This is a genomic window from uncultured Nitrospira sp. (assembly GCA_902500695.1).
In the GTDB taxonomy this organism is placed as follows: Bacteria; Nitrospirota; Nitrospiria; order Nitrospirales; family UBA8639; genus Nitrospira_E.
In genome coordinates this window covers 70,890-92,243 of sequence record CABVRQ010000006.1, presented here as the reverse complement: position 1 = coordinate 92,243, position 21,354 = coordinate 70,890, and the positions used below count along the sequence as shown (strand labels likewise).

Annotated in this window: 18 protein-coding genes; 17 read left to right on the top strand and 1 reads right to left on the bottom strand. The window is 49.0% G+C overall.

All coding sequences use genetic code 11. The features are described 5' to 3' along the window. The 10 genes from AAH187_RS02805 to AAH187_RS02760 form a co-directional block, all read left to right on the top strand. On the top strand, positions 1–846 hold an 846-nt coding region (locus AAH187_RS02805), incomplete at its 5' end, for a protein-glutamate O-methyltransferase CheR (RefSeq protein WP_342346911.1). A gap of 384 nt (positions 847–1,230) precedes the next feature. After that, on the top strand, positions 1,231–1,578 hold the full coding sequence (locus AAH187_RS02800) for an STAS domain-containing protein (RefSeq protein WP_342346910.1): 348 nt from the start codon (positions 1,231–1,233) through the stop codon (positions 1,576–1,578). A gap of 302 nt (positions 1,579–1,880) precedes the next feature. Further along, entirely contained in the window at positions 1,881–3,149 is a 1,269-nt protein-coding gene (locus AAH187_RS02795; RefSeq protein WP_342346909.1) for an HD domain-containing phosphohydrolase, read from the top strand. Between the two features lie 3 nt (positions 3,150–3,152). Further along, complete coding sequence (locus AAH187_RS02790; RefSeq protein ID WP_342346908.1) at positions 3,153–6,188, top strand: histidine kinase dimerization/phospho-acceptor domain-containing protein; 3,036 nt, start codon at positions 3,153–3,155, stop codon at positions 6,186–6,188. An 882-nt stretch (positions 6,189–7,070) separates the two neighbouring features. Then, positions 7,071–7,469 (top strand): chemotaxis response regulator CheY, encoded by a 399-nt coding sequence (locus AAH187_RS02785; RefSeq protein WP_342346907.1) that lies wholly within the window; start codon positions 7,071–7,073, stop codon positions 7,467–7,469. A gap of 48 nt (positions 7,470–7,517) precedes the next feature. After that, a complete protein-coding gene (locus AAH187_RS02780; RefSeq protein ID WP_342346906.1) occupies positions 7,518–8,159 on the top strand; it encodes a protein phosphatase CheZ in 642 nt (213 codons plus the stop codon). An 88-nt stretch (positions 8,160–8,247) separates the two neighbouring features. Beyond that, a complete protein-coding gene (locus AAH187_RS02775) occupies positions 8,248–10,152 on the top strand; it encodes a chemotaxis protein CheA (RefSeq protein WP_342346905.1) in 1,905 nt (634 codons plus the stop codon). A 123-nt stretch (positions 10,153–10,275) separates the two neighbouring features. Continuing rightward, complete coding sequence (locus AAH187_RS02770) at positions 10,276–11,232, top strand: chemotaxis protein (RefSeq protein WP_342346904.1); 957 nt, start codon at positions 10,276–10,278, stop codon at positions 11,230–11,232. Between the two features lie 83 nt (positions 11,233–11,315). Continuing rightward, a complete protein-coding gene (locus tag AAH187_RS02765) occupies positions 11,316–13,421 on the top strand; it encodes a methyl-accepting chemotaxis protein (protein WP_342346903.1) in 2,106 nt (701 codons plus the stop codon). A gap of 38 nt (positions 13,422–13,459) precedes the next feature. Then, positions 13,460–15,136 (top strand): methyl-accepting chemotaxis protein, encoded by a 1,677-nt coding sequence (locus AAH187_RS02760; protein WP_342346902.1) that lies wholly within the window; start codon positions 13,460–13,462, stop codon positions 15,134–15,136. A 38-nt stretch (positions 15,137–15,174) separates the two neighbouring features. On the opposite strand, the gene AAH187_RS02755 is transcribed toward AAH187_RS02760, so the two are convergent. After that, entirely contained in the window at positions 15,175–15,456 is a 282-nt protein-coding gene (locus AAH187_RS02755) for a hypothetical protein (protein WP_342346901.1), read from the bottom strand. Between the two features lie 466 nt (positions 15,457–15,922). Here AAH187_RS02755 and AAH187_RS02750 point away from each other — a divergent pair, with 466 nt between their 5' ends. From AAH187_RS02750 to AAH187_RS02720, 7 genes are all read left to right on the top strand, one after another. Next, positions 15,923–16,393: a chemotaxis protein CheW gene (locus AAH187_RS02750; RefSeq protein ID WP_342346900.1), complete on the top strand. Its 471-nt coding sequence runs from the start codon at positions 15,923–15,925 to the stop codon at positions 16,391–16,393. 19 nt (positions 16,394–16,412) lie between these two features. Then, positions 16,413–17,174 carry a flagellar motor protein gene (locus AAH187_RS02745; RefSeq protein WP_342346899.1) on the top strand — a complete coding sequence of 254 codons (762 nt, stop codon included), beginning with the start codon at positions 16,413–16,415 and terminating at the stop codon, positions 17,172–17,174. Positions 17,175–17,210: 36 nt separating this feature from the next. Beyond that, positions 17,211–17,951, top strand: a complete 741-nt coding sequence (locus AAH187_RS02740; RefSeq protein WP_342346898.1) for a flagellar motor protein MotB — start codon at positions 17,211–17,213, stop codon at positions 17,949–17,951. A gap of 330 nt (positions 17,952–18,281) precedes the next feature. After that, on the top strand, positions 18,282–19,001 hold the full coding sequence (locus tag AAH187_RS02735) for a flagellar hook-basal body complex protein (RefSeq protein ID WP_342346897.1): 720 nt from the start codon (positions 18,282–18,284) through the stop codon (positions 18,999–19,001). 90 nt (positions 19,002–19,091) lie between these two features. Further along, the gene (flgG, locus tag AAH187_RS02730; protein WP_342346896.1) at positions 19,092–19,883 is read left to right on the top strand and encodes a flagellar basal-body rod protein FlgG; all 792 of its coding nucleotides are present in this window, start codon (positions 19,092–19,094) and stop codon (positions 19,881–19,883) included. Between the two features lie 14 nt (positions 19,884–19,897). Beyond that, the gene (gene flgA, locus AAH187_RS02725) at positions 19,898–20,650 is read left to right on the top strand and encodes a flagellar basal body P-ring formation chaperone FlgA (protein ID WP_342346895.1); all 753 of its coding nucleotides are present in this window, start codon (positions 19,898–19,900) and stop codon (positions 20,648–20,650) included. A gap of 80 nt (positions 20,651–20,730) precedes the next feature. Continuing rightward, positions 20,731–21,348, top strand: a complete 618-nt coding sequence (locus tag AAH187_RS02720; RefSeq protein WP_342346894.1) for a flagellar basal body L-ring protein FlgH — start codon at positions 20,731–20,733, stop codon at positions 21,346–21,348. The last annotated feature ends 6 nt before the right edge of the window (positions 21,349–21,354 follow it).

Here is a 21,354-nt window from a genome sequence, read left to right as displayed (position 1 = left end):
ACCAGTAGAAACCTTGTGACTCCAGAAATTTCCTTTGAAGATGTCGCCTATATCCGGAATCTGATTCAGGTGCGGTCAGCCATGGTTTTAGAGCCGCAGAAGATTTATTTATTGCAATCACGGCTTGAGCCCTTATCCAAACAGGAAGGCTTCGGAACAATAGCTGATTTGGTTTCTCAACTCCGCCAGACTTCCGATGGCCCGTTGCACAAGCGGGTTGTGGAAGCCATGACCATCAATGAAACGAGTTTTTTTCGCGATCCCGTTCCATTTCAAACCCTAAAAGACCGGCTTCTGCCGGAAGTGATTCAAGCGAATCGGGATATCAAACGTTTGCATATCTGGTGCGGGGCCAGTTCCAGCGGACAGGAACCCTATTCAATTCTCTTGACAATTCTGCACTATTTCCCAGAACTGACGTCCTGGAATATTCGTTTGATTGCCACCGATATTTCCCAGGAAATGGTTAAGCGTGGCCGGGAAGGCCGATATGGATCATTCGAGGTGAAACGAGGTCTTTCTTCCCATTTACTAAATACCTACTTTTCACGGCAAGGGATGGAATGGCGGATTCGTGATGATGTGCGGAATATGATCGAATTTTGGGAGATGAATCTGGCCGGTTCGTGGCCGGTTCTTCCGAGAATGGATCTGGTGTTCATGCGGAATGTCATGATGTATTTCGATATGGAGACCAGGAAAGACATTCTTTGCCGTATTCGAGGCATTCTCGCATCTCATGGGTATTTGATTCTCGGAGTCACTGAAACGACCTTGGCCATCGATGACCATTTTGAACGTGTGCCGGTGAACGGTACGTCAGTGTACCGAGTAAGGAAGGCTTAGTGGAGGTTTTGATTCATTGCATTGCCTGATCCATTCGAACGGCCTCAGTCGAAGAGCGTAATATTTTGCTAGATGGCATTCATGTCCTTTGGTGGACTGAGGAGAGCGCTCGACAGGTTCCCTCGAAAGGATTGCTTCCTGAATTACGACAAACTGCGTAATTTTCTCAGTTCGAATTTTCAGCAAGTCGAGGTACAGGAGACGTTATGGTGCCCACCCGCTCGCATCATCCACAGTCTCTTCGGTTGTTATAAGATTAAGCAATCTGAGGTTGAAGGGATAAACCAGGAATGTTTAATTCTTTGTGAATCCTTACCGATAAGAAGAGTTGGATGATCAAAGGATAGTCAGGAAGGTTTCCTGGCATATACCATGGAGGAGTTTATGAATGTCACGCAAGAAAAGAGTGAAAAAGCCGTGATCCTGCATCTGGCAGGACGGTTTGACTTTGGCGCAAGAAAAATTTTCAAAGACAGTTTGGATGGGGCAATGAAAGAGGAATTGCCGGTTGTCTTAGATTTTGGACAGGTATCGTTTGTGGACAGTTCCGCCTTGGGTATTTTGGTGATTGCTTATCAAACTCTCAAAAGTAAAAAAATTCCCTTCAACCTGGTGAATCCGCAGCCGTATGTTCGTCAGGTTTTGGATTTAGCCAATGTCGCTAAAATGATTCCCATTTATCAGACAATTGGTGAGGTTCCTCAAATGGCGGCTGTGTCATCAGGGGTGTAATCGTCATATCCATTTTCCCCAGGCCTAGGTTCTCTCCCTCCCCATTGAAAATTTGAGTGCATTGTGAAACGCAAGGGAAGAAGGGCAAGGGTAAGGCGTGATACGAATGAGAACCTTTTTCCAAAATTCCCGACGAAGTTTAGTGGGGATCAATTCGAAAAGGCGAAGATGGATACCCCATAAAAAATCTTGGAAATAGCAGTGGAAGGTGTAGTCGTGAGGCGGGCAGATCTGTTTCTGCTCCTGACTCTTCATGAATCAAGATTTCTATCAATAGCCGTTCTCTCGGAGCGCACTCATCAATGACGACTCGAAAGCGTCTTGCCTGTTCACAGATATGTGCAGGCATGTATTTGGTTCGAATCCTCGATTCCTGGTGGAAGTCTCCGTTTTTTCGTCACCGCCGGCTTCTTTCTTCCCACGATGTGCAGGAATTGCTCCAGTCTGGCATTCAAGAAGTCGAAATTGATACTGCCAAGGGGCTTGATGTGTCGCCTGATGCAGAACCCCTTCCCGTTGAGGCTACCCGGGAGTGTCATCTGGAGACAGAGATGCTTCCCGATCAGGATGATTCTTTCAGACAAGAGTTCACATCATCTTCCTCAGGGGGGAAAAATCGACTGGAAGATGAACCGCAAGAACAGATAATCCGTTTGCGTGGAGATACGATTGCGGCCTTAGAAGGCATGTTTGAAGGCGTCAAAACCGGCCTGGTGATTCCTCACGCCGACATGCAGGAGGCGGCCAAGGCTTTGGTTGAAAAGGCATTAGCTCATCCTACTGTGGTCGCCGAGATCATGCTCATTGGGCATCTTGAGCAGTTTGATCCCACACTCTACTCGCATGTTGTCGATACAGCTTTGTTGGCGATTCTAGTTGGCCTACAACTCAAGTGGGAGGTGAGGCAACTGGAAGAGATCGCGGTCGCCGCGTTGTTACATGATGTCGGCTATATGAGGCTGCCACTCAACCTCGTCCAGACACGATGGGGGGCCATGGGAGCTGATTATTCATTGTTGCAGCAACATGTGGATATAAGCGTGGCGTTGATTAATAAAAAATCGCAATTTTCCCAGGAAATCGCTCATATTGTGCATGAACATCATGCCTATCTCGATGGGTCAGGATATTCCACCGTTTTAGGGGCGAAGCCGGTCTCCGATTCTGGGACTCTATTGGGTCTCACCGATTATGTTGATGAGTTGCTTGCTGTGGGAAATTCCTCCGGAACCTTTCCTGTGTCCTTAGCGATTCGGCGAGTCTACCAAGAAGCACAAAAGGGAAAGTTTCCAACACGGTTTGTGGAAGCCATGATTCGTGTGTTGGGAGTATATCCTGTGGGCACGGTTGTTCAACTTTCCACTGGTGAGGATGCTGTCGTGGTGAAGCAGAATCCTGAGATGAGCGTGAGGCCCCAGGTGAAAATTATCAGAACATGCACTGGTGAGATTCTCAAGGAGCCCGAGGTGAGAAATTTAGCGACGCATTCAGCATTAAAGTATGAAGTGAGGATTACGAAAGTGCTTGATTCAGCAGATCCTTCAATAAATCTTCGGGAAATTTTCTCCTAGCTCATGTGGGACGATTCTCCTTTGTTTCAGACTCTATGGGATGGGTTGATGGTCGGGGTGTGTCTGGTTGATCGCAAGGGACAACTCACCCATATGAATTTGGCCGGCTCACGCCTGTTAGGGTGGGGAGCCGCTTGTCCCACGAATGTGTCCTGTCATGACCTCCTAGAATGTCTGGTCCCTTGTGAGGAAGACCGCACGGAAATCTGTCCTCTATCAGGATTACTCCTAGAGAAAACGATGCTATGGGTTCCACGGACTCGTCTGCGAAGTCGGCAGGGGACATGGTGTTGGGTGGAATTGAAAGGCCTTGTGGTGGATGACATGGAGGCTTCTGGATTCCTGTTGATGTTTCGAGATCTCAGTTCAGAAATGAAACTGACCAAAGAAACGCGCCGGTTAGCGTCCATTCCAAAGGAAAATCCGTTTCCCGTGATTGAAGTGGATGCGGCAGGACAACTTTTGTATGCTAATCCCGCTATGGTTCGCCTGATGGAGGAAGCCCATATCGGTCAGGACGGGTTTACCACGGCTTTGCCTGAACGGTTTTTGGAGTTGGCTAGGCGGTGTTTGTCACAGAGACATCTAGAGATGCATTACGAGGTGAGTGTTGGAGAGAGGCAATATTCCTGGACATTTGCCCCCCATGCAGATTTGGGATTGCTTCGTGGCTATGGCATGGATATTACGGAACCCAAGCGAGCCGCAGAAGAATTGTCGGCTTTTGCGGATACCTTGGAGGCAAAAAATCATGAACTGGATCATGCGTTAATAAAGGCCGAATCTGCGACTCGAGCCAAGGCAGCGTTCCTAGCTGTGATGAGTCATGAAATTCGCACTCCCTTAAACGGAGTGATCGGGATGGCGGAGGTTTTGCTTGACTCATCTCTCGATCATGAGCAACAGGAATGTGTCAATATTATTCGTATGTCCGGTGAGGGATTGCTTACCATCATCAATGATATTTTGGACTTTTCAAAGCTTGAGTCTGGTCAATTGGCATTGGAAAGCATTGGGTTTAATTTAATGTCTTTGTTTGAAGAGGTCATTGATCTGTTTTCAGAGCGGGCGCATCGAAAGGGGCTGGATTTGGCAGCCTATGTTGACCCGGAGGTGCCCTCCGAGCTGCTTGGCGACCCGCATCGTTTGCGACAAATTCTTTGTAATTATCTTTCAAATGCGCTGAAATTTACGATGGAGGGATCGGTTTTGCTGCGCGGGTCGCTCATTCATCCAAGGAATCCTGAGGGCGGTGGGCATCGGGATGGCCGTAATGACCTTTCCGGTGATCCGGACGGGGAGTCTCCGCTGTGGATTCGATTGTCGGCTCAAGACACTGGCCTTGGCATGTCAGAGGAGGTTCAGCAAAAAATTTTCCAGGTATTTACTCAAGCGGATAGTTCCATGAGCCGGAAATTTGGAGGGTCCGGTTTGGGATTAGCGATATGCAAACAATTAGCGGAGCTGATGCAGGGAACCGTCGGTGTGAGGAGTCAGCCAAATGTGGGATCGACCTTTTGGTGTGATATTCCCTGTCGAGCCTCACGGACTATTCATTCGCCATCCACAGATGCCATATCAGTTGCAGGCAAAGAGGTTTGGGTGATCGGTTCCCAGCAATCGTCGGGTTGGGTGATGGGGCAATTTCTTCAAGAAGTGCATGCCAAAGTTCTGAAGATTGACAGCATTCATCTGGCGAACATTATGTTTGAAGGTATCCCTGAATCGGAATGTCATGTCGCGGGAATAATTCTGAGTGATCGTCTGGAGAAATCGGCTGTTCGGGAATGGGTTGAACGAATTCGCTCCTCTTCGCGGTTTCACGACGTTAAAGTTTTTGGTTTGAAGCCATTTTGGTATCGCAAGGATGATGAAGCAAAAAGTTTGAGGTTTGATGGGATGATCACGCTTCCCTTACACCGAAAGCAATTTTTTCAATGCATATTAGGCGAAATGGATCATCCGGGACTGTCAGATTTACCAAGAACATCTGAGCGGCATCCCGTGGAGTTAGGGCAGAGAACTATTAAGGTTCCTGTGCCACCCCTCGTCAATGAACAAGCAGGACCTTCGGTGCTGGTTGTGGAGGATAATCCCGTGAATCAACGGGTCGCAGCGGGGATGTTAGGAAAGTTCGGATGTCAAGTGACGATCGTGGACACGGGAACTCAAGCTTTGACATTGTTGAAAGATACAGAGGTGGATTGCATTGTCATGGACTGGGAACTTCCAGATATGGATGGGTTGGCCACCACTCAGCGTATTCGGGATTTGGAACATTCTGGAGCATTTGTCCATACATCTGCTTATTGGCATCGCCATCATGGGTTGGCCTCTCCTCCGGTTCCCCATATTCCAATTGTCGGGATGACCGCCCATGTGCTTCCTGAGCATGGGCAAAAATGCCTGGAGAACGGCATGGATGATTGTCTGTATAAGCCGGTTCATTTACGGGACTTTGAACGAATACTCCAACAATGGGTAGGTTTGGTTCCCGGAGGTGTCATCCGCTCGTCTTCATTGAAGGCAGGTGACAAGGCTGATCGGACGGGAACTAATTCGGTTGCTACTAGAGACTCCAAACCCGAGCACCATGAGGGAAGTCCATCAAAGTCCCCAGCGGAGAGAAAGCTCTATGAGGTCTCTATCGCGTTGCACGCCTTGGAGGGAGATGAGAGTTTGCTGTATTCCTTGTTTCACATATTTAAGGCCACAACCCCGGATTTGATCAAAGGGATGCATCAAGCTATTCACATGCAGAATCGTCCAGAGCTCCAAAGACTGGCTCATCAGATGAAGGGTGCGCTAAGTGCCGTGCATGCCATGCATGAAGGGAGGGAAGCTGAACAACTTGAATGCAGGGCTGCCTCGGCAACCTTTTCGCATCTTCATTCAGCGGTGTGCGAATTAGAGGAGAGGGTCGAACAGTTGACTTGTGTATTTGAAGGCCTGATTTTTTTGCGAGGAGAAAAGGAGGGGCAGTCATCTCAACCCATCTCTTACGCTGAGGGCGGTACATGGAGTGACCATCCTTCGTAAGCCGGGATCAGTTGGTGAGGAGAGCACAATTTTCTATTATCTAAGAAGAAGTCTTAAGTTTTCACATGATTAGTCCGATACCACAAACATTACTGACCAAACTCTAATGAGGGTGCCACAATGAAAGATTTGCTGACCTTAAGTGAAGTATCGACGTTTTTGAAAGTCCCAAAATCGACAATCTACAAGCTTGCAAGAGAACGTCGACTCCCAGGGCATAAAGTTGGGAAACACTGGCGTTTTGTTCGGGAAGAAATTGAAGCCTGGGTGCAGAATGCTGGAGGAGAATCCGTGATGGTTGGAGCTGGGCCCCCACAGGCGGCTCGGGACAGGTTCAGTTTAAATTAACTTCCCCTGGTGGCCATTGACTTTCTTCCTGGAGGATAGGCCGAGAGCCACATGAATGACCTGCTCATATTCTGAGGGCAAGAGGCCCCGGAATGAGCATGGAAGCGTATCCAGAATTTTTGAACGTGGTCAGAGGCATTAACGTTCAGGGCTTTCCCACCGCTCGAGATAGAATTTCCCATTCCTTCCTAACCTTGTTTGTCCAAACCAATTCATTCCCGAGTCCTCGGAAATTATTTCTTGTCTTAAGATACGGGGGAATTGCCTTCAATCAAGGTTCAGGTCGTGAACACCTGAGAAAGTCATTATCCTTGTGAACGGCACGGGCCGGCTACCAATATTGTCCTATGAAATAACGAAAGCCGAAATGTAAAAAATTTTAAGGACGGCTAAAGAAACAAGAGAAGGAAACCGAATTTCCAATATGCCAGGTAGGTCCACGATAATAAGAATGTCAATGAATCTGCAATGATTATTTAATGGGAATACCCACATTGCCTGGGATTTCATGCCCCAAGGCGTAAGGAGCACATCATGATTAATACCGGGATGAAAGTGCTGGTGGTGGACGATATGTCTACCATGCGACGTATAGTCAAAAACGTCTTACGGCAAATCGGCTTTTCGGACATCATGGAAGCCGAAAACGGGCAGGACGCTTTGACAAAATTGAAGGCTGGTGGCTTTGGGTTGGTGGTGTCGGATTGGAATATGCCTGTGATGCAAGGGATTGAGCTTTTACGGGCTGTTCGAGCCGATGCGGAATTAAAAACGCTCCCGTTTCTAATGGTGACTGCTGAAGCGCAAAAGGAAAATTTAATCGAAGCAGTCCAAGCCGGGGTCAGCAACTATGTCGTTAAGCCATTTACCGCGGAAGTCCTGCAAGGAAAATTAGAAAAAATATTTGCAAATGTTCAGCCGGCGAAAACGTGATAACGGGGCAGAACATCCTCCGAATTTTACGATAAAAAGGAGATTCTTATGCTCGTTGATCGGATGATTGAGACCGAGGTGCCAGGCGATGAAGAGATCTCCGAGGAGGTCTTGAATGAGAAACGTTCCATTAATGCTGAAATGGAGGAATTGGCCAAATATGTGGAAGTGATTACCAAAACCATTCGGGAAATGGAATCCCCGGTGACCTCCACCTCAGATCAACTGCCTCAAGCCACCTCACATTTACATGATCTCGCCAAAATGACGGAAGACGGAACGCATAAGGTTCTCAGCCTGACAGAAGAATTGGAACGGAATCGAGAGGGGGTTCAACATCATTTGGAACAATTACGGGCAAATGTGGCCGGGAGAGCGGTTAAGGATCTTGATGCAATTTTGGTCATGGTGAAGGCTGATGAAGGACGCCTGTTAAATATTCATGTGGCGTTGTCTTTTCAGGATCTCGTAGCCCAACGCGTAGCAAAACTGGTGACGATTCTGAATGAAATTCAACACAAATTGTTAAAGCTGGTGGTCATCTTTGGAATTCAGCAACAAAAGGGTGGGGCGGGATCATCCGGTGACGAACGGGGGTATGAAATGCTGCGTCAGTTGGAATCTTCAAAAACTACGGCTCTTCAACAAGATCTGGTCGATAGCATCATGTCTGAATACGGAATGTCCTAATTGCCTATACACGAACCTTCGGGCCCGATGTCTTGGGGTGTGCGGTGGGCTGAAAGAAAAAAGTCCAGGAGCTGAGAACAGGTGATCGATGAATGACGAAATGAAAGAAATACTCAACGACTTTCTGGCGGAAAGCTCGGAAATGCTGGAAGCCCTTGACCAACATTTCGTGAAATTGGAAACGGAGCCTTCCAACACCGAACTGCTAAACGAAATTTTTCGGTGTATGCACAGTATGAAAGGATCGGCAGGTTTTTTGGGGTTTACGCACTTGGTGGAAGTGGCGCATCAAGCTGAGAGTTTGTTGAACAAATTGAGACAGGGGGAAATGTCGGTTTCCCCGTTCATTATTGATATCATTTTGGAAGCTGTAGACGCGGTAAAAATGCTCCAGTCCGATATTCGGGAGACCGGAGCCGATTCTCATGTTGAGACCTTTGGCATTGTAAATAAAATGGCGTTAACGATGGATAGCGCCGACGATCTGATGCTGTCAGTCTCCCCTCCTCAAAAGGCCTTGATGGACACAGCCCATTCCGCTCCTTCCCGACCTCCGGCAGAGATGACGCTTTCTTCGGTGTCAGTGCCTCCTGATACCTCTTCCTTGTCTTCTCCGCATGAATCCCCGCAGCATGAAGTACCGGGAGGGAATGATGGGGTGGCGGAACCAGGCGCCGTTTCTGAGTGCCCCGTTGGATTATCCGATGTATTAAATAAAATAAAAGAAGCCACGACCCGGACAGTTCAAGCCGCTAGTGCTCCGGCTGGCAAGGCCTCAGGTGGGAAGGAGGAAGATCAGACCGTTCGAGTTGAAACCAAACGTTTAGATCATGTCATGAATCTGGTGGGTGAACTGGTTTTGAATCGCAATCGTCTTATTAAGCTGGGGAATGGGCTGGGGGAAAAAGATGAGATAAGCCCCGCTCTCCGGGAATTAAACGTGACGTTGGCGCAACTCAATCTGGTGACCTCCGATTTGCAATTGGCAGTTATGAAAACACGGATGGTTCCTATTCGCAAAGTGTTTTCCCGATTCCCAAGATTGGTCCGTGATTTGGCCGGTAAGTTAGGAAAGCAAGTGCGTTTGGAATTAGTTGGGGAGGATACCGAAGTCGACAAGTCCGTGGCCGACGAATTAAGTGATCCGTTGGTCCATCTGGTGAGGAATTCGATGGACCATGGCTTGGAAACCGCCGCCGACCGGAAACAACATGGGAAAGGTTTGGAAGGGTATGTGCGATTGTCAGCCCAGCAGGAAGGTAACAGTATTGTGATTCGGGTGGAAGATAATGGTCGCGGGTTACAAGTTGAGAAAATTGCTGAAAAAGCCCTCGAGAAAGGGCTGGTGGCTCAAGTCGATTTAGAAGCCATGAGTCCCCGGGAAATCATGAATTTAATTTTTCTTCCAGGGTTTAGCACCGCGGACCAAGTGAGTGATGTGTCGGGTCGTGGGGTGGGCATGGATGTGGTTCGTACCAATATTAGTCGCATGAATGGGAGTTTGGAGTTGGATTCCGACCCGGGTCAAGGGAGTCGTGTGACGATCAAGCTTCCCTTAACCGTGGCCATTATTCAAGCGCTCATGGTGGAAGTGGAATGTGCCACATTTGCCATCCCGCTGGCTTCCGTGGTTGAGGCCGTTAAAGTCACCAAGGAAGAAATTAAAAGTATAAATGGGCAGGGGGTGTTGAACCTCCGTGAACGCATTCTTCCGCTCCTGGATCTTGCTGATACCTTTCATATTCCCAGGGACCGGACCGGTGTTGAATGCTATGTCGTAGTCGTGAAGATCGGTGAGCAACAATTTGGAGTTGTGGTAAATCGATTGCGGGCACAAGAGGAAGTCGTGATTAAGTCTTTGGGGGAATTTTTGGCCAACGTTAAGTGCGTGGCGGGAGCGACCATTACCGGAGATGGCAAAGTAGTCTTGATTTTGGATATGGCTGATTTAGTCCGGGAAGTACAGACTTCAACGTATAACGGTATGCGTTAATCCGTCGATCCTATGTTGGATCTGAGTGCCAGGAAATTTCGGTGGATAGATTGACAGCGATACAAAAGAGATAGTCGGACGAATGATGCATTCTGGGCCGAGTGAAAGAGTGAGGAGCGCGTAATGGCAAAGTGGATGGCAGAAATTGATCAACGGACCGGGCTGGCCGGGGCCAATAAGATGGAACTATTAATGTTTCATTTTGGGACTGATGAGACCTACGGAATTAATGTTTTTAAGATTCGGGAAGTCATGAAGCTCCCACCCGTGGTGAAAATTCCGGACTCCGATCCTCGAATCCTGGGTTTAGTGAATCTCCGTGGAGAAAATATCGCTTTAGTCGATTTGAAGCAGGCGATTGGACTCGGACCGTTGGATCCGGTTGGCGCGAAGTTGATCATTGCGGAATATAACGATAACAAACAGGGCTTTTTGGTAGGCGGCGTTGATCGGATCATACGTATGTCGTGGGAACGCATTCAAATTCCTCCACCGATGGTCCAGTCCAGCCGGCAAGGGGCGGTCACGGCTATTACGAAATTGGAAGATGGCCGAATGGTGTTGATATTGGATGTAGAAAAGGTATTGGCCGAACTGCACCCGCGAAGTGAAGAGGAAGTCCTCGTTGGGATTGAACTGAACGATGAATTAGCCGGAAAACGTGTCTTGGTTGCCGATGATTCGCTTGTGGCCAGAAAACAAATTACCAAAACATTGGAACGGTTGGGCATGAAATATGAAGAAACACAGACGGGAAAAGAGGCGCTCACCCGGCTACGACAGTATGCGGAGTTGGGTGACAAAACGGATCGAACCATTTTCGACTTTGTCGCGGGGGTCATTACCGACATTGAAATGCCGGAAATGGACGGATTTTCCCTGACAAAGGCTATTCGTGAAGATCTCCGATTGCAGGCCCTTCCCATCTTGATGCATTCCTCCTTGTCCGGTCAGTGCAATGTGGATAAAGGAAAGGCTTTGGGTGTGACAGATTATGTGACCAAATTTCATCCAACCGACCTTCGTGACAAATTAGTTCAACATCTCGGAAAGTCTTCGGGAGTCGTGGTGCCGTCGTAAAGGGAAGACCTATTACTGTTGGTGCTGAGAAAAATGTACTGCCCCATTTCGAGAACTACAAAAAGATTAACAAGAGGATACCAATGAGGAAGTCGACGTGGAATGTAGGCATTACGACAAAATTAGTCTGGATTCTTGTATTTTTTTCGCTGATTCCTCTGAGTGTTCAAGTCTATTCGTTGTTTCAAACTGCAGAGGTTTTGAAAAAGGAGGTTGGCGTTCAATACCAAGACGTGGCAGAAGTGATTGTTGAAAAAATTTCCCTCTTTCTCGCTGAGCGTTCGGCGGATGCTCAGATCTTGAGTCGGAGTCCGATTCTTGGTGGTGCGGAGCTATGGGGACAAGCTATTCGTCCCTCACACGAATTCGTCCAGGTATTGAATGCGTATGTTCAGGCAACCGGGATGTATTCGTTGGTTCAAGTGGTGGATCTGGATGGAAATCTGATCGCCGTGAATGATCTTGATGTAGAAGGCCTGCCTCTTCGGACGGAGGGATTATATGGAAAAAACTATGGATTGACTCCGTGGTTTCGGGCCCTCCAACAGGGGGGAGAGAGGGGGCACTCGACAGAGTCTTCTTTAACAAGAAATGTGACCCAAGAGGTCTTTGTGGAAAGCGTCATGGTGGATCCCGATGTACAGGCACTCTTTCCCCAAGAGAGCAGCTTGACAATCGGGCTCTCGGTTCCTCTCTATGCTCACGGACGAGTAGTTGGATATGGGAGCCATCGCATAAAGTTTTCAAAGGTTGAAGCCTTTTTTCAAGAGGCATACCAGGATTTAAAAAAAGCCGGGTTTCCGCATGCGGAACTTATCCTGCAGGATGGCCTAGGTTTGACGCTGATGGAATATGCTCCGGCTGTCCATGGAACCGAGGAAGTGACTCACGATTTAGAGAATGTGGTGTTTAAGGCCAACCTGGCTCAGTTGGGACTTGATGCCGCACAATTCGCCGTTCAGGGCCAATCCGGAAACGCCAGGAATTTTCATCCAGGGAAAAATGCGAATCAAGTGATTGGATATAGCCCGATGTCAGGGGCGGGGGGATCGTTGGGGATGCACTGGTCTGTGTTGGTGCAAGTTCCGGAGGATGAAGCATTCAGTCATGTCAGGAGCCTGACGAATAAAACCTTGCTGGAGATGCTAGTGGGTCTTCTTGTGGTGGTCCCCATTGGGATCTTTATGGGAAGAAAAGTCGTGAGCCGATTAAAACCCGTGTGGGAAGTGGCGGCGAAAGCCTCGAAGGGGGACTTAACTCACCGGGTTCCTGTGAAGACTCAGGACGAACTCGGGCAAATGGGTTTAGCCCTGAATAACTTGTTGGATGAATTATGTCGGATGCTTTTGCAAACCCGGAACGTCGCTCACTCCCTCTCTCAAGCATCGGTCCAATTGTCGTCGGTTGGTCATCAGGTCGTTCAGGCCAGCCAATCACAAGTTCACCAAGCCACTCAGGTAGCTGGGGCGGTTGAAGAAATGTCCGCCACCGCAGATGATATGGCTCGTCACACGCAGGCCCTGGCCTCGACGGCCTCAGGGGTCAACGATTCAGCCGTCCGGGGTGGGGATATTGTGGTCTCTTCTATTCATGGGATGGAGTCGGTTTCCAGCCGGATACAGGAATCCGCCAGCCGTATTCAGAAATTAGGACAACGTTCCAAGGATATAGGGGACATTATTGGAGTAATCGAAGATATTGCGGAACAGACGAATCTTTTGGCGCTCAATGCGGCCATTGAAGCCGCCAGGGCAGGAGAGCAGGGACGAGGGTTTGCTGTGGTCGCAGATGAGGTGCGGAAACTGGCCGAGCGAACGGGGAAGGCGACAAAAGAAATTGCGACGGTGATCGAATCGGTACAGGCTGGCACTCACGAAGCGGTTCTTTCGATGGAGGCGGGAACTGAGGAAGCGCATACCGGCATGGTGCTGGCCAGAGAAGCCGGGAGTCGATTGACGGAGATCGTCCAGGGGGTTCAACGGGTAGTGGATATGATTCAACATTTTGCCGAATCCACGAAACAACAGTCTGCAGTCTCCGGGCAAATCTCTTCGAGTATTCAACAGGTCGCGCAACTCAGTCAGGATAATGAAAGCCACATCCAGGGGGTTGCGACGGCAACGAAGCAATTTGCGGCATTGGCAGAGGATCTCCAAGCATCGCTCAGTCGCTTTACGCTAAAAAAATAATAGAATCCTTTGTTCAATGTGTCCCTGGTGGGAAGTGTATGCAGGGCTTAAGAATCGGTCATAAACTCATTCTAATTCTGGGAACCCTAGCCGTGGGAATGTTTGTCTGCGGCCTAGCCGTGATTTACCAACAAGAGTTTGGCCGGTTGCAGATGCAGTTGGAGGAAGAAGGAAGGATTATTCAGGCGCAAATTAATGTCACGAGAGCCTATATTGCCAAAAATTATGTGGGGAAAATTAAACAATCGTCCATGGGGCCTTACCTTCATGTGACCCGTGACCATGAACAAGATCCCGATGCCGTTCCTTTTCCCGCCACTGCCATACAGGAAATCGGGGAGGAATTGGGGTTGCTGGGAGGGTATCAAGCCCGGTTTGTGAGCGATCAACCGATGAATCCGGCCAATGCCCCGAAAGATACGTTTGAACAAAAGGCTCTTGAGCTAATGAAGAATGGGGCGAAGAGTATTAGCGAAATTGAGACGATCAACGGGGTTCCCACCTTTCGAAGGGCGAGTGCAGATGTGGCTACGGTGGAGGCATGCGGAAGTTGTCATGGTGGGAAAAATTTGGGGGATGTGCTTGGCGTGTTGTCTCTTTCAATTCCGATACCGCAGGCTAGAGAGGGGATGGTCAGTTCTGTGCTCCATTCAGGAATGTGGATGATCGGACTCATCATCATTTTTTTGAGTGCCGTATATTGGTCTGTTCATCGATTTGTGCTCCAACCTCTACATGTTCTAATGGTTATCTGGCGTGACATTGCACAGGGAGAAGGTGATCTGACGAAACGAGTCTCAGTTGGAAATGGCTCTGATGAAATTGTGGAACTCAGTCACGACCTCAATTCGTTTATTGAAAAGATGCAGTTAGCTTTGTCATTGGTCAGTCATGCAACAAGCCGTTTGATGTTGTCCACTGTTCAGCTTTCCACGACCGTGGATGGGGTGGTTCAGGTCGCTGAAGGGCAGGATGCCCGTGTGATTCAGTCAGCTTCCGCTGTGGAGGAAATGACCAGGACGGCGGGGGAAGTGGAGCGGAGTTCTGCCGAGGCTGCACGGATTGCTCAGGAAACGGCCCAAACAGCACGAGGCGGACAGAATGAGATGAACCAATCCGTGAGGGGCATGCAACAGGTTTCTCATGCGGTGGTGCAGGCCGCCAACATCATTACCACGCTCGGGCGGTCTTCGGACCAAATTGGTGAAATCGTTCGCGTGATTGAAGATATTGCGGATCAGACAAATTTATTGGCACTCAATGCGGCGATTGAGGCTGCTCGGGCCGGTGAACAAGGACGAGGGTTCGCTGTGGTGGCCGATGAAGTGCGGAAGTTAGCAGAACGGACAACCAAGGCGACTAAAGAAATTGGGGATATGATCCGGCAAATTCAAAAGGATACACGAAGCGCTGTTTCGTCGATGGAGGAAGGGACAAATCAGGTCGGCCAGGGGGTGGCGTTAGCCAATAAAACAGGAGAGGCTTTGGCAAACATTCATTCTATGATCAATGCAACGGCGGGGATGATTCAACAAATTGCCAATGCTACGGATGAGCAATCCACGGCAACGCGACAAATTGCCAGCGATTTAGAATCCATGACCCAGGCAACCCGTCGGACAACCAGAGGAGTCTTCCAATCGGCAAAAGCCTGTCATGATTTACGCATGTTGGCTGGGGATCTTCAGAAGTTGGTTGGATCATTTAAGGTGTAACTCAAAGGTTTCCATGCCCATTGGCATCTCAAACAGCCCTATGGGGCGGAAGGGGGATTCTGGTTGATGGAATCATTGAATCCTGTTGATTGGTCGGTCGAGAGAGGAAAGCTTTTCTTGGAGACAACCTCTTCCAGCATGGTGACTGAGTCTTTGAGTAAATCCGCTGCGCAGGCCAAGGTGACATGCAATTGTTTCCAGGCATCATCCCAACGGCCTTCGATTTGAAGATCCTGGAAACGTCGATGTTGTTCTTGCAGAATGGCTTTTTTCGCATCAAGGAGTAATCGATCGGCTTGTGAGCTGGCTGGTCTGTCCATGGAGTGAATCCTTTATTTCGATGCATGATTATGAAGTAATTATGGTGTTCACCCTATCAGAGCGATTGTTGAAGCCTCAAGGCACCGATGATGGGCGTTGGTGGGGAATGGGGAGTTTTCGTTGAGATTGTGGCAAATTGTCACCTTCCTTCGAGGGAACCTCATGCCTGTTGCTGATGATCAATGAGACGCAGTGGCTCTCAAGTTGCAAAATTGTTGGTGGAGGGCTGGAGATTGCTGATTTTACCGAAGATTATAGGAGCTGTCCGGATGGAGGGAAAGGATGGCACGGGTGGTGGGATCGGCCATGCTGCAGATTTAGTGTAGGAGCTACGTTATTGGGGTGATTGGAGAAACAGAATGTCTTGGCGATATTCGTTAACCATCGATTCTCACAAGGTCGGAACGGGACGGGAAAGAGACTGTTGACGCGTCTGGAGGGACACAGGTCATGCAGAATACTTTGATGAAGGTATTACCTCATAACGATTTTGAGGAGGACAGTGGAGTAGTCCTCCAAATGGTGAGTTTTCAGTTGGGCGACGAAGTGTTTGCCATTGATATATTGGGGGTTCAAGAAATTATTCGTATGCTGGACATCACCCAGGTTCCGAATGCCCCTCATTATGTGGACGGGGTGGTGAATTTGCGTGGAAAAGTCATCCCCATTATTAACCTTCGTGCTCGTTTTGGTCTGACTGGGACGGAACCCACCAAGGATACTCGAATTGTGGTCGTGGAAGTCGCTCATATGATTTTAGGATTTATCGTGGATTCTGTTGAAGAAGTCTTACGCCTGTCTGAAGAATGTATTGAAACCCCACCCCCCACGGGTCGAGGAGGAGCCGAAGAATGTCATAAAGGGGTAGGACGGGTGAATGGGTCCCTGGTCCTGTTGCTGGATCTTGAACGTTTGTTTAGTAATCGGACTTTTTAATAAGGAAGAGTCGTCCATCATGGATATTTTATCGGTATTGGGCATCCTTGTTTCCCTTGGCGCCATTGTTGGGGGGCAACATCTGGAGGGCGGGCATTTAAGCTCCATTCTCCAAGGGACGGCATTTTTGATTGTAATGGGAGGCACCTTAGGCGCGGTAATGCTGCAATTCCCTCTTCCAATTTTCCTGAAAGCTCTTTCCAGTGCGGGCATGGTATTTGGAAATGTGAATGTAGATATGAAGGGCATTATTGCCAAGATCGTGGAGTTATCAAATATCAGTCGGAAACAGGGGCTCTTGGCCCTGGAGGGGCAAATAAAGTCGTTGACCGATCCGTTGATGGCCAAAGGGGTGCAGTTGGTTGTCGATGGGACGGAGCCTCACAAAATTAAAGAAATCCTGGAAGTGGAAGTCGAAATGTTCGAAGAAGAATTTGGCACCACGAGCAAGGTCTATGAAGCGTTTGGGGGATATGCGCCGTGTGTAGGGATCATTGGTGCCGTATTAGGCCTGATTCATGTGATGGAAAACTTGGCCGATCCTTCAGCATTGGGTGGTGGGATCGCGGTGGCATTTGTGGCCACGGTCTATGGGGTGGGCGCTGCCAACCTCTTGTTTCTTCCTATGGGCAGTAAAATCAAGTTGAAAGCCAAGACCTTGATCATCGGGAAAATTATGGTGATAGAAGGCCTTGTGGCCGTGGCTCAAGGTGAGAATCCCAGAATGATTGAGGAGAAGTTGAGTGGATTTCTGCCCTCGTCGGAGAAAAAGAAATCCTAAATTGGGGACGACCGGATTGTTGGTGCGAGGGAACGTGTGAAAAAAAAACATGAGGAACATGAGAATCACGAACGATGGCTGGTCTCATATGCGGATTTTATTACCTTGCTATTTGCCTTTTTTGTGGTGATGTACTCAGTCTCTTCCGTTAATGAAGGGAAGTTTAAGGTACTCAGTGAATCCCTGGTGAGCTCCTTTAACAACAAGAAGACCGTGGGGGAACTTTCAATCGTGAGTCTTCCCATTAACAAAAATACCCCGATTCAGATGAAAGTAAAGCCTTCTTCAGGGGAGAATGCTCGAGCCTTCTTAAGTGTGGCCAATGCAATTACCGCAGCGAATGTTCCGCAAGGGGTGCAGATCACCACCACGGAACGTGGTTTGAATATTCGGATCAAAGACGATGCGTTGTTTCAAAGTGGAAGTGCCAGGCTGAATCCACAAATCAAAGAATTTATCGACCTCATTGCCAGCCTCGTCAAAGAGTTGCCCAATCTTATTGCCGTTGAAGGGCATACGGACAATCAGCCGATTCAATCGTCTCAATATCCCTCCAATTGGGATCTTTCTACGGCCAGGGCCACGACCTTAGTCCGATATTTGATCGACCAGCATCATCTCGCTGATTATCGATTGTCCTCAACAGGCTATGCAGGGACCCGTCCTGTCGAGTTAAATGATACACCACAGGGACAAGCCTCTAACCGTCGAGTAGAACTCATTGTGCTGAAGGACACCCATTCCGACACGGATCCCTCGCATCCCTATCTTCCCTAGAATCTATTTCACGATCCGACAATAATTCAGGAGCATCGCCCGTCTCGAATTCTGCCTTTCGGTAGGCAGGATATGGCCTATGAGGTAAGTAATGCCGGTATGGGCTAGTGTGCTTCCCGGGATTACCACGGCTCCCGGTTTTAGGCAAGAAGGGTTTAATAGGCAACAATTGCCAATACGGCCACACGGGTGGCAGGTTTGTGGAGTGAAAGCTCGCCTTCCCTAGAAAATCTTTCCTTCCGGCTCTCTGCTCCGTTCAAAATCCCTGTTCGTACCTTATTGGCACATGCGTTGCAGAATTCTTCAGGTATTCACCTCAAGGAGGAAGCAATGAACCGAGGCATCTATCCGCCCTTAGCCGGGGCGATTACACTTGAACACCGCATGGAAGTCCTCTCTCATAATATTGGGAATGTGCATACGACCGGGTTTAAAAAGGACAAGCCTGTCTTCGCCACAATCCTGGGGCAAACCTCAGGGCCTTCGGTGGCGGGAATAGATTTGTTTCCCTTGATGGATGCGCTTCGGCCTGATCGATCACAAGGCACCTTATATCAGACAGGGGAACCGTTAAATGTAGGGTTGGAAGGCGATGGGTTTTTGGTTGCCCAAACGCCAGATGGGTTGCGTTATTACCGTGGCGGGAAATTGTATCGGAATGCGAACGGGAACTTAGTGACCCATACCGGTGACCCACTCCTAGGAAAAAAAGGGCCTATTACTCTTCCGCCTGGTGAAGTGGTGATTGGCGCTGATGGGACTCTTTCGGTCAATAATCAGGTCGTGGACAAGTTACGATTGGATAAGATGGCCGATGGACAAGAAACGGCCAAGGTGGGAAATTTGTTCTGGACCGTTCCGCCTAAGGTTGTCGCCGATAAGCAGACAACCGTGCATCAAGGCATGTTGGAGCAATCCAACGTCAATCCATCCCTGGATATGGTGGAGTTGATCAAAGTGACCAGAGAATACGAACAAATGCAAAAAGCGATTAAAGCGATGGATGAACTGGCGGCCCAGTCCATTCAAGCCGGTCGGGTTCAAGGATAGAACACACATGACGACTACCATAAAAGTATAGCGTTCTAGGACCAGGTTCTGGTCGCAAGTACGTAAGGGAAAGAAGGGAGAGCGACTACAATGATTCGAGCGATGCATACCGCTTCAACGGGCATGTTTGCCCAACAACTCAATATCGATACGATTGCGAATAATCTCGCCAACGTGAATACGACGGGGTTTAAACGAAGCCGAGCGGAATTTGCGGACCTCCTATATCAAATCACCCGTCTGCCTGGAGCCAGTGCCTCGAATGTTGGAGTGTTCCCCGTCGGAATTCAGGTTGGGTTAGGTGTCAGGCCGGTGACCGTGGCCAAGGAATATGTCCAAGGCAGTCTCAAGCAAACCACGAATCCGTTGGATTTGGCCATTGAAGGGGTTGGATTTTTCCAAGTCACACGTCCTGATGGGACCACGATGTATACGCGGGCGGGATCATTTAAGCAGGATAGTACCGGCAATGTGGTCTCGGGAGATGGTGATCAGCTCATCCCGAGCATTACGATTCCGTCCGGAGCACTCCAAGTCGATATTGGCCAGGATGGAACCGTATCGGCGTTATTACCAGGGGTCTCTCAAGCCACGCAGGTCGGGCAAATTCAATTGGTGCGATTTGATAATCCGTCAGGCCTGATTGCGCAAGGCAATAATTTATTTTCAGAAAGTTCGTCTTCAGGTCCTGCTCAGCAGGGGACGCCGGGATTTTCCACTGGATTTGGAAATATCCAGCAAGGATTTCTTGAAATATCCAATGTGAATATTGCGGATGAAATGGTCAATATGATCATTGCCCAACGGGCTTATGAACTCAATGCGAAAGCCATTCAGGCATCCGACGATATGATGCAGGTGGTCAACGGACTCAGGCGTTAAAGGATAAGATTTAAATGACAAGCATTCTAATACTGATATTGCTTCTGTGCGGGCATGGATGGGAGACAGTCGAAGGAATAGCCTGGGCGAAAGGGCCGGTCTCATTGACTCCTGTCCGTCCGGATAAGCAATCGGTAGGGGTAAAAGAATTCGAGCAGGTAATCGTGGCTGAACTGATGCGTCGATACGGACGTCCGCATCATCAGGTGTCATTTCGGGTGTTGTTTCCCAGTCAAATGATGGAGGTTCCCAGAGGGGACCTTCATCTTGAGATTGGAGAATGGTCAGGGGGAGGAAGAACGGGCCGTAGAGCCTTTCGAGTCGGTGTCTTTGTCAATCAGCAATTTCTGAAAACAGTGAATGTTGTAGGAGAGGTGAAGGCGCAAGTCGAAGTGGCGACCCCAATCCGCTGGTTGAAACCGAAGGAGGTCGTGACTGTCGAGGACCTGTCTTCGATGATGGTGGATGCCCCTTCACTGACGCATGATTTTATTCTTAATCTGGACGAAGTCATAGGGAAGCAGGTCTTACGTCCATTGCCTCCAAGACAACCGATTCGGAAAATTATGTTGGACGACCCACCGATGATTCATAAGGGTGATCGGGTGATGATTGAGGCCAGAGGTGAAGGTCTGCTGGTTCAGACCGTAGGAGTAGCCAAAGCGGGTGGTAAAAGGGGGGAAACAATTCCCGTTAAAAATCAGACGTCGGGTCGGGAGGTGTTAGGCACGGTCATGGCATCAGGGCTAGTAGAGGTCGGATTTTGAGAGTTACACGGTTGAGGCCCAGGCTCGGAGTGGGGGGAGTCGCCCTGCTGGTGATCGTGAGTAGCTGGATGGGCTGTGCTATGCCGAAAACGATGCCACAGATCGAAGCCGACCCGATTACCTTTAAAAAGGATTCACCATCTTCCCCGGGTTCATTGTGGGATCCGGAGAACGGGCGGGCATTCATGTTTGAGGATCGACGAGCCGGTCGAATCGGAGACATCGTCGTTGTGCAAATTGTGGAACAACACAGGGGTTCCAAGAAGGCTAATACCAAGGCGGACCGAGAAGCCAATCTTTCGGCTGCAGTGAGTGGAGGACTCTTCGGGCTTGGCAGCCTTGCAGAGAGTTTTGCTGAATATTTTAATATTAAGGCCGGTACTTCAAATGACTTTGAGGGAGAAGGGTCGACCAGCCGCGAAGATACCTTAACCGGCACCATTGCCGCCAATGTGATTGAAGTGTTTCCCAATGGCGACCTCCGGATTCAGGGGAAACGTGAGGTGACTGTGAATAGTGAAAAGCAAACGATGACCATTAAAGGCATTGTCCGCCGGATCGATCTGGATACGGAGAACATGGTCTTGTCATCCAAAGTCGCCGATGCACAAATTTCTTATACCGGGTTAGGAGTGGTGGACGATGTTCAGAGACCGGGGTGGGCCACCAGAATTTTCAACTGGTTGACGCCATTTTAGGTTTTT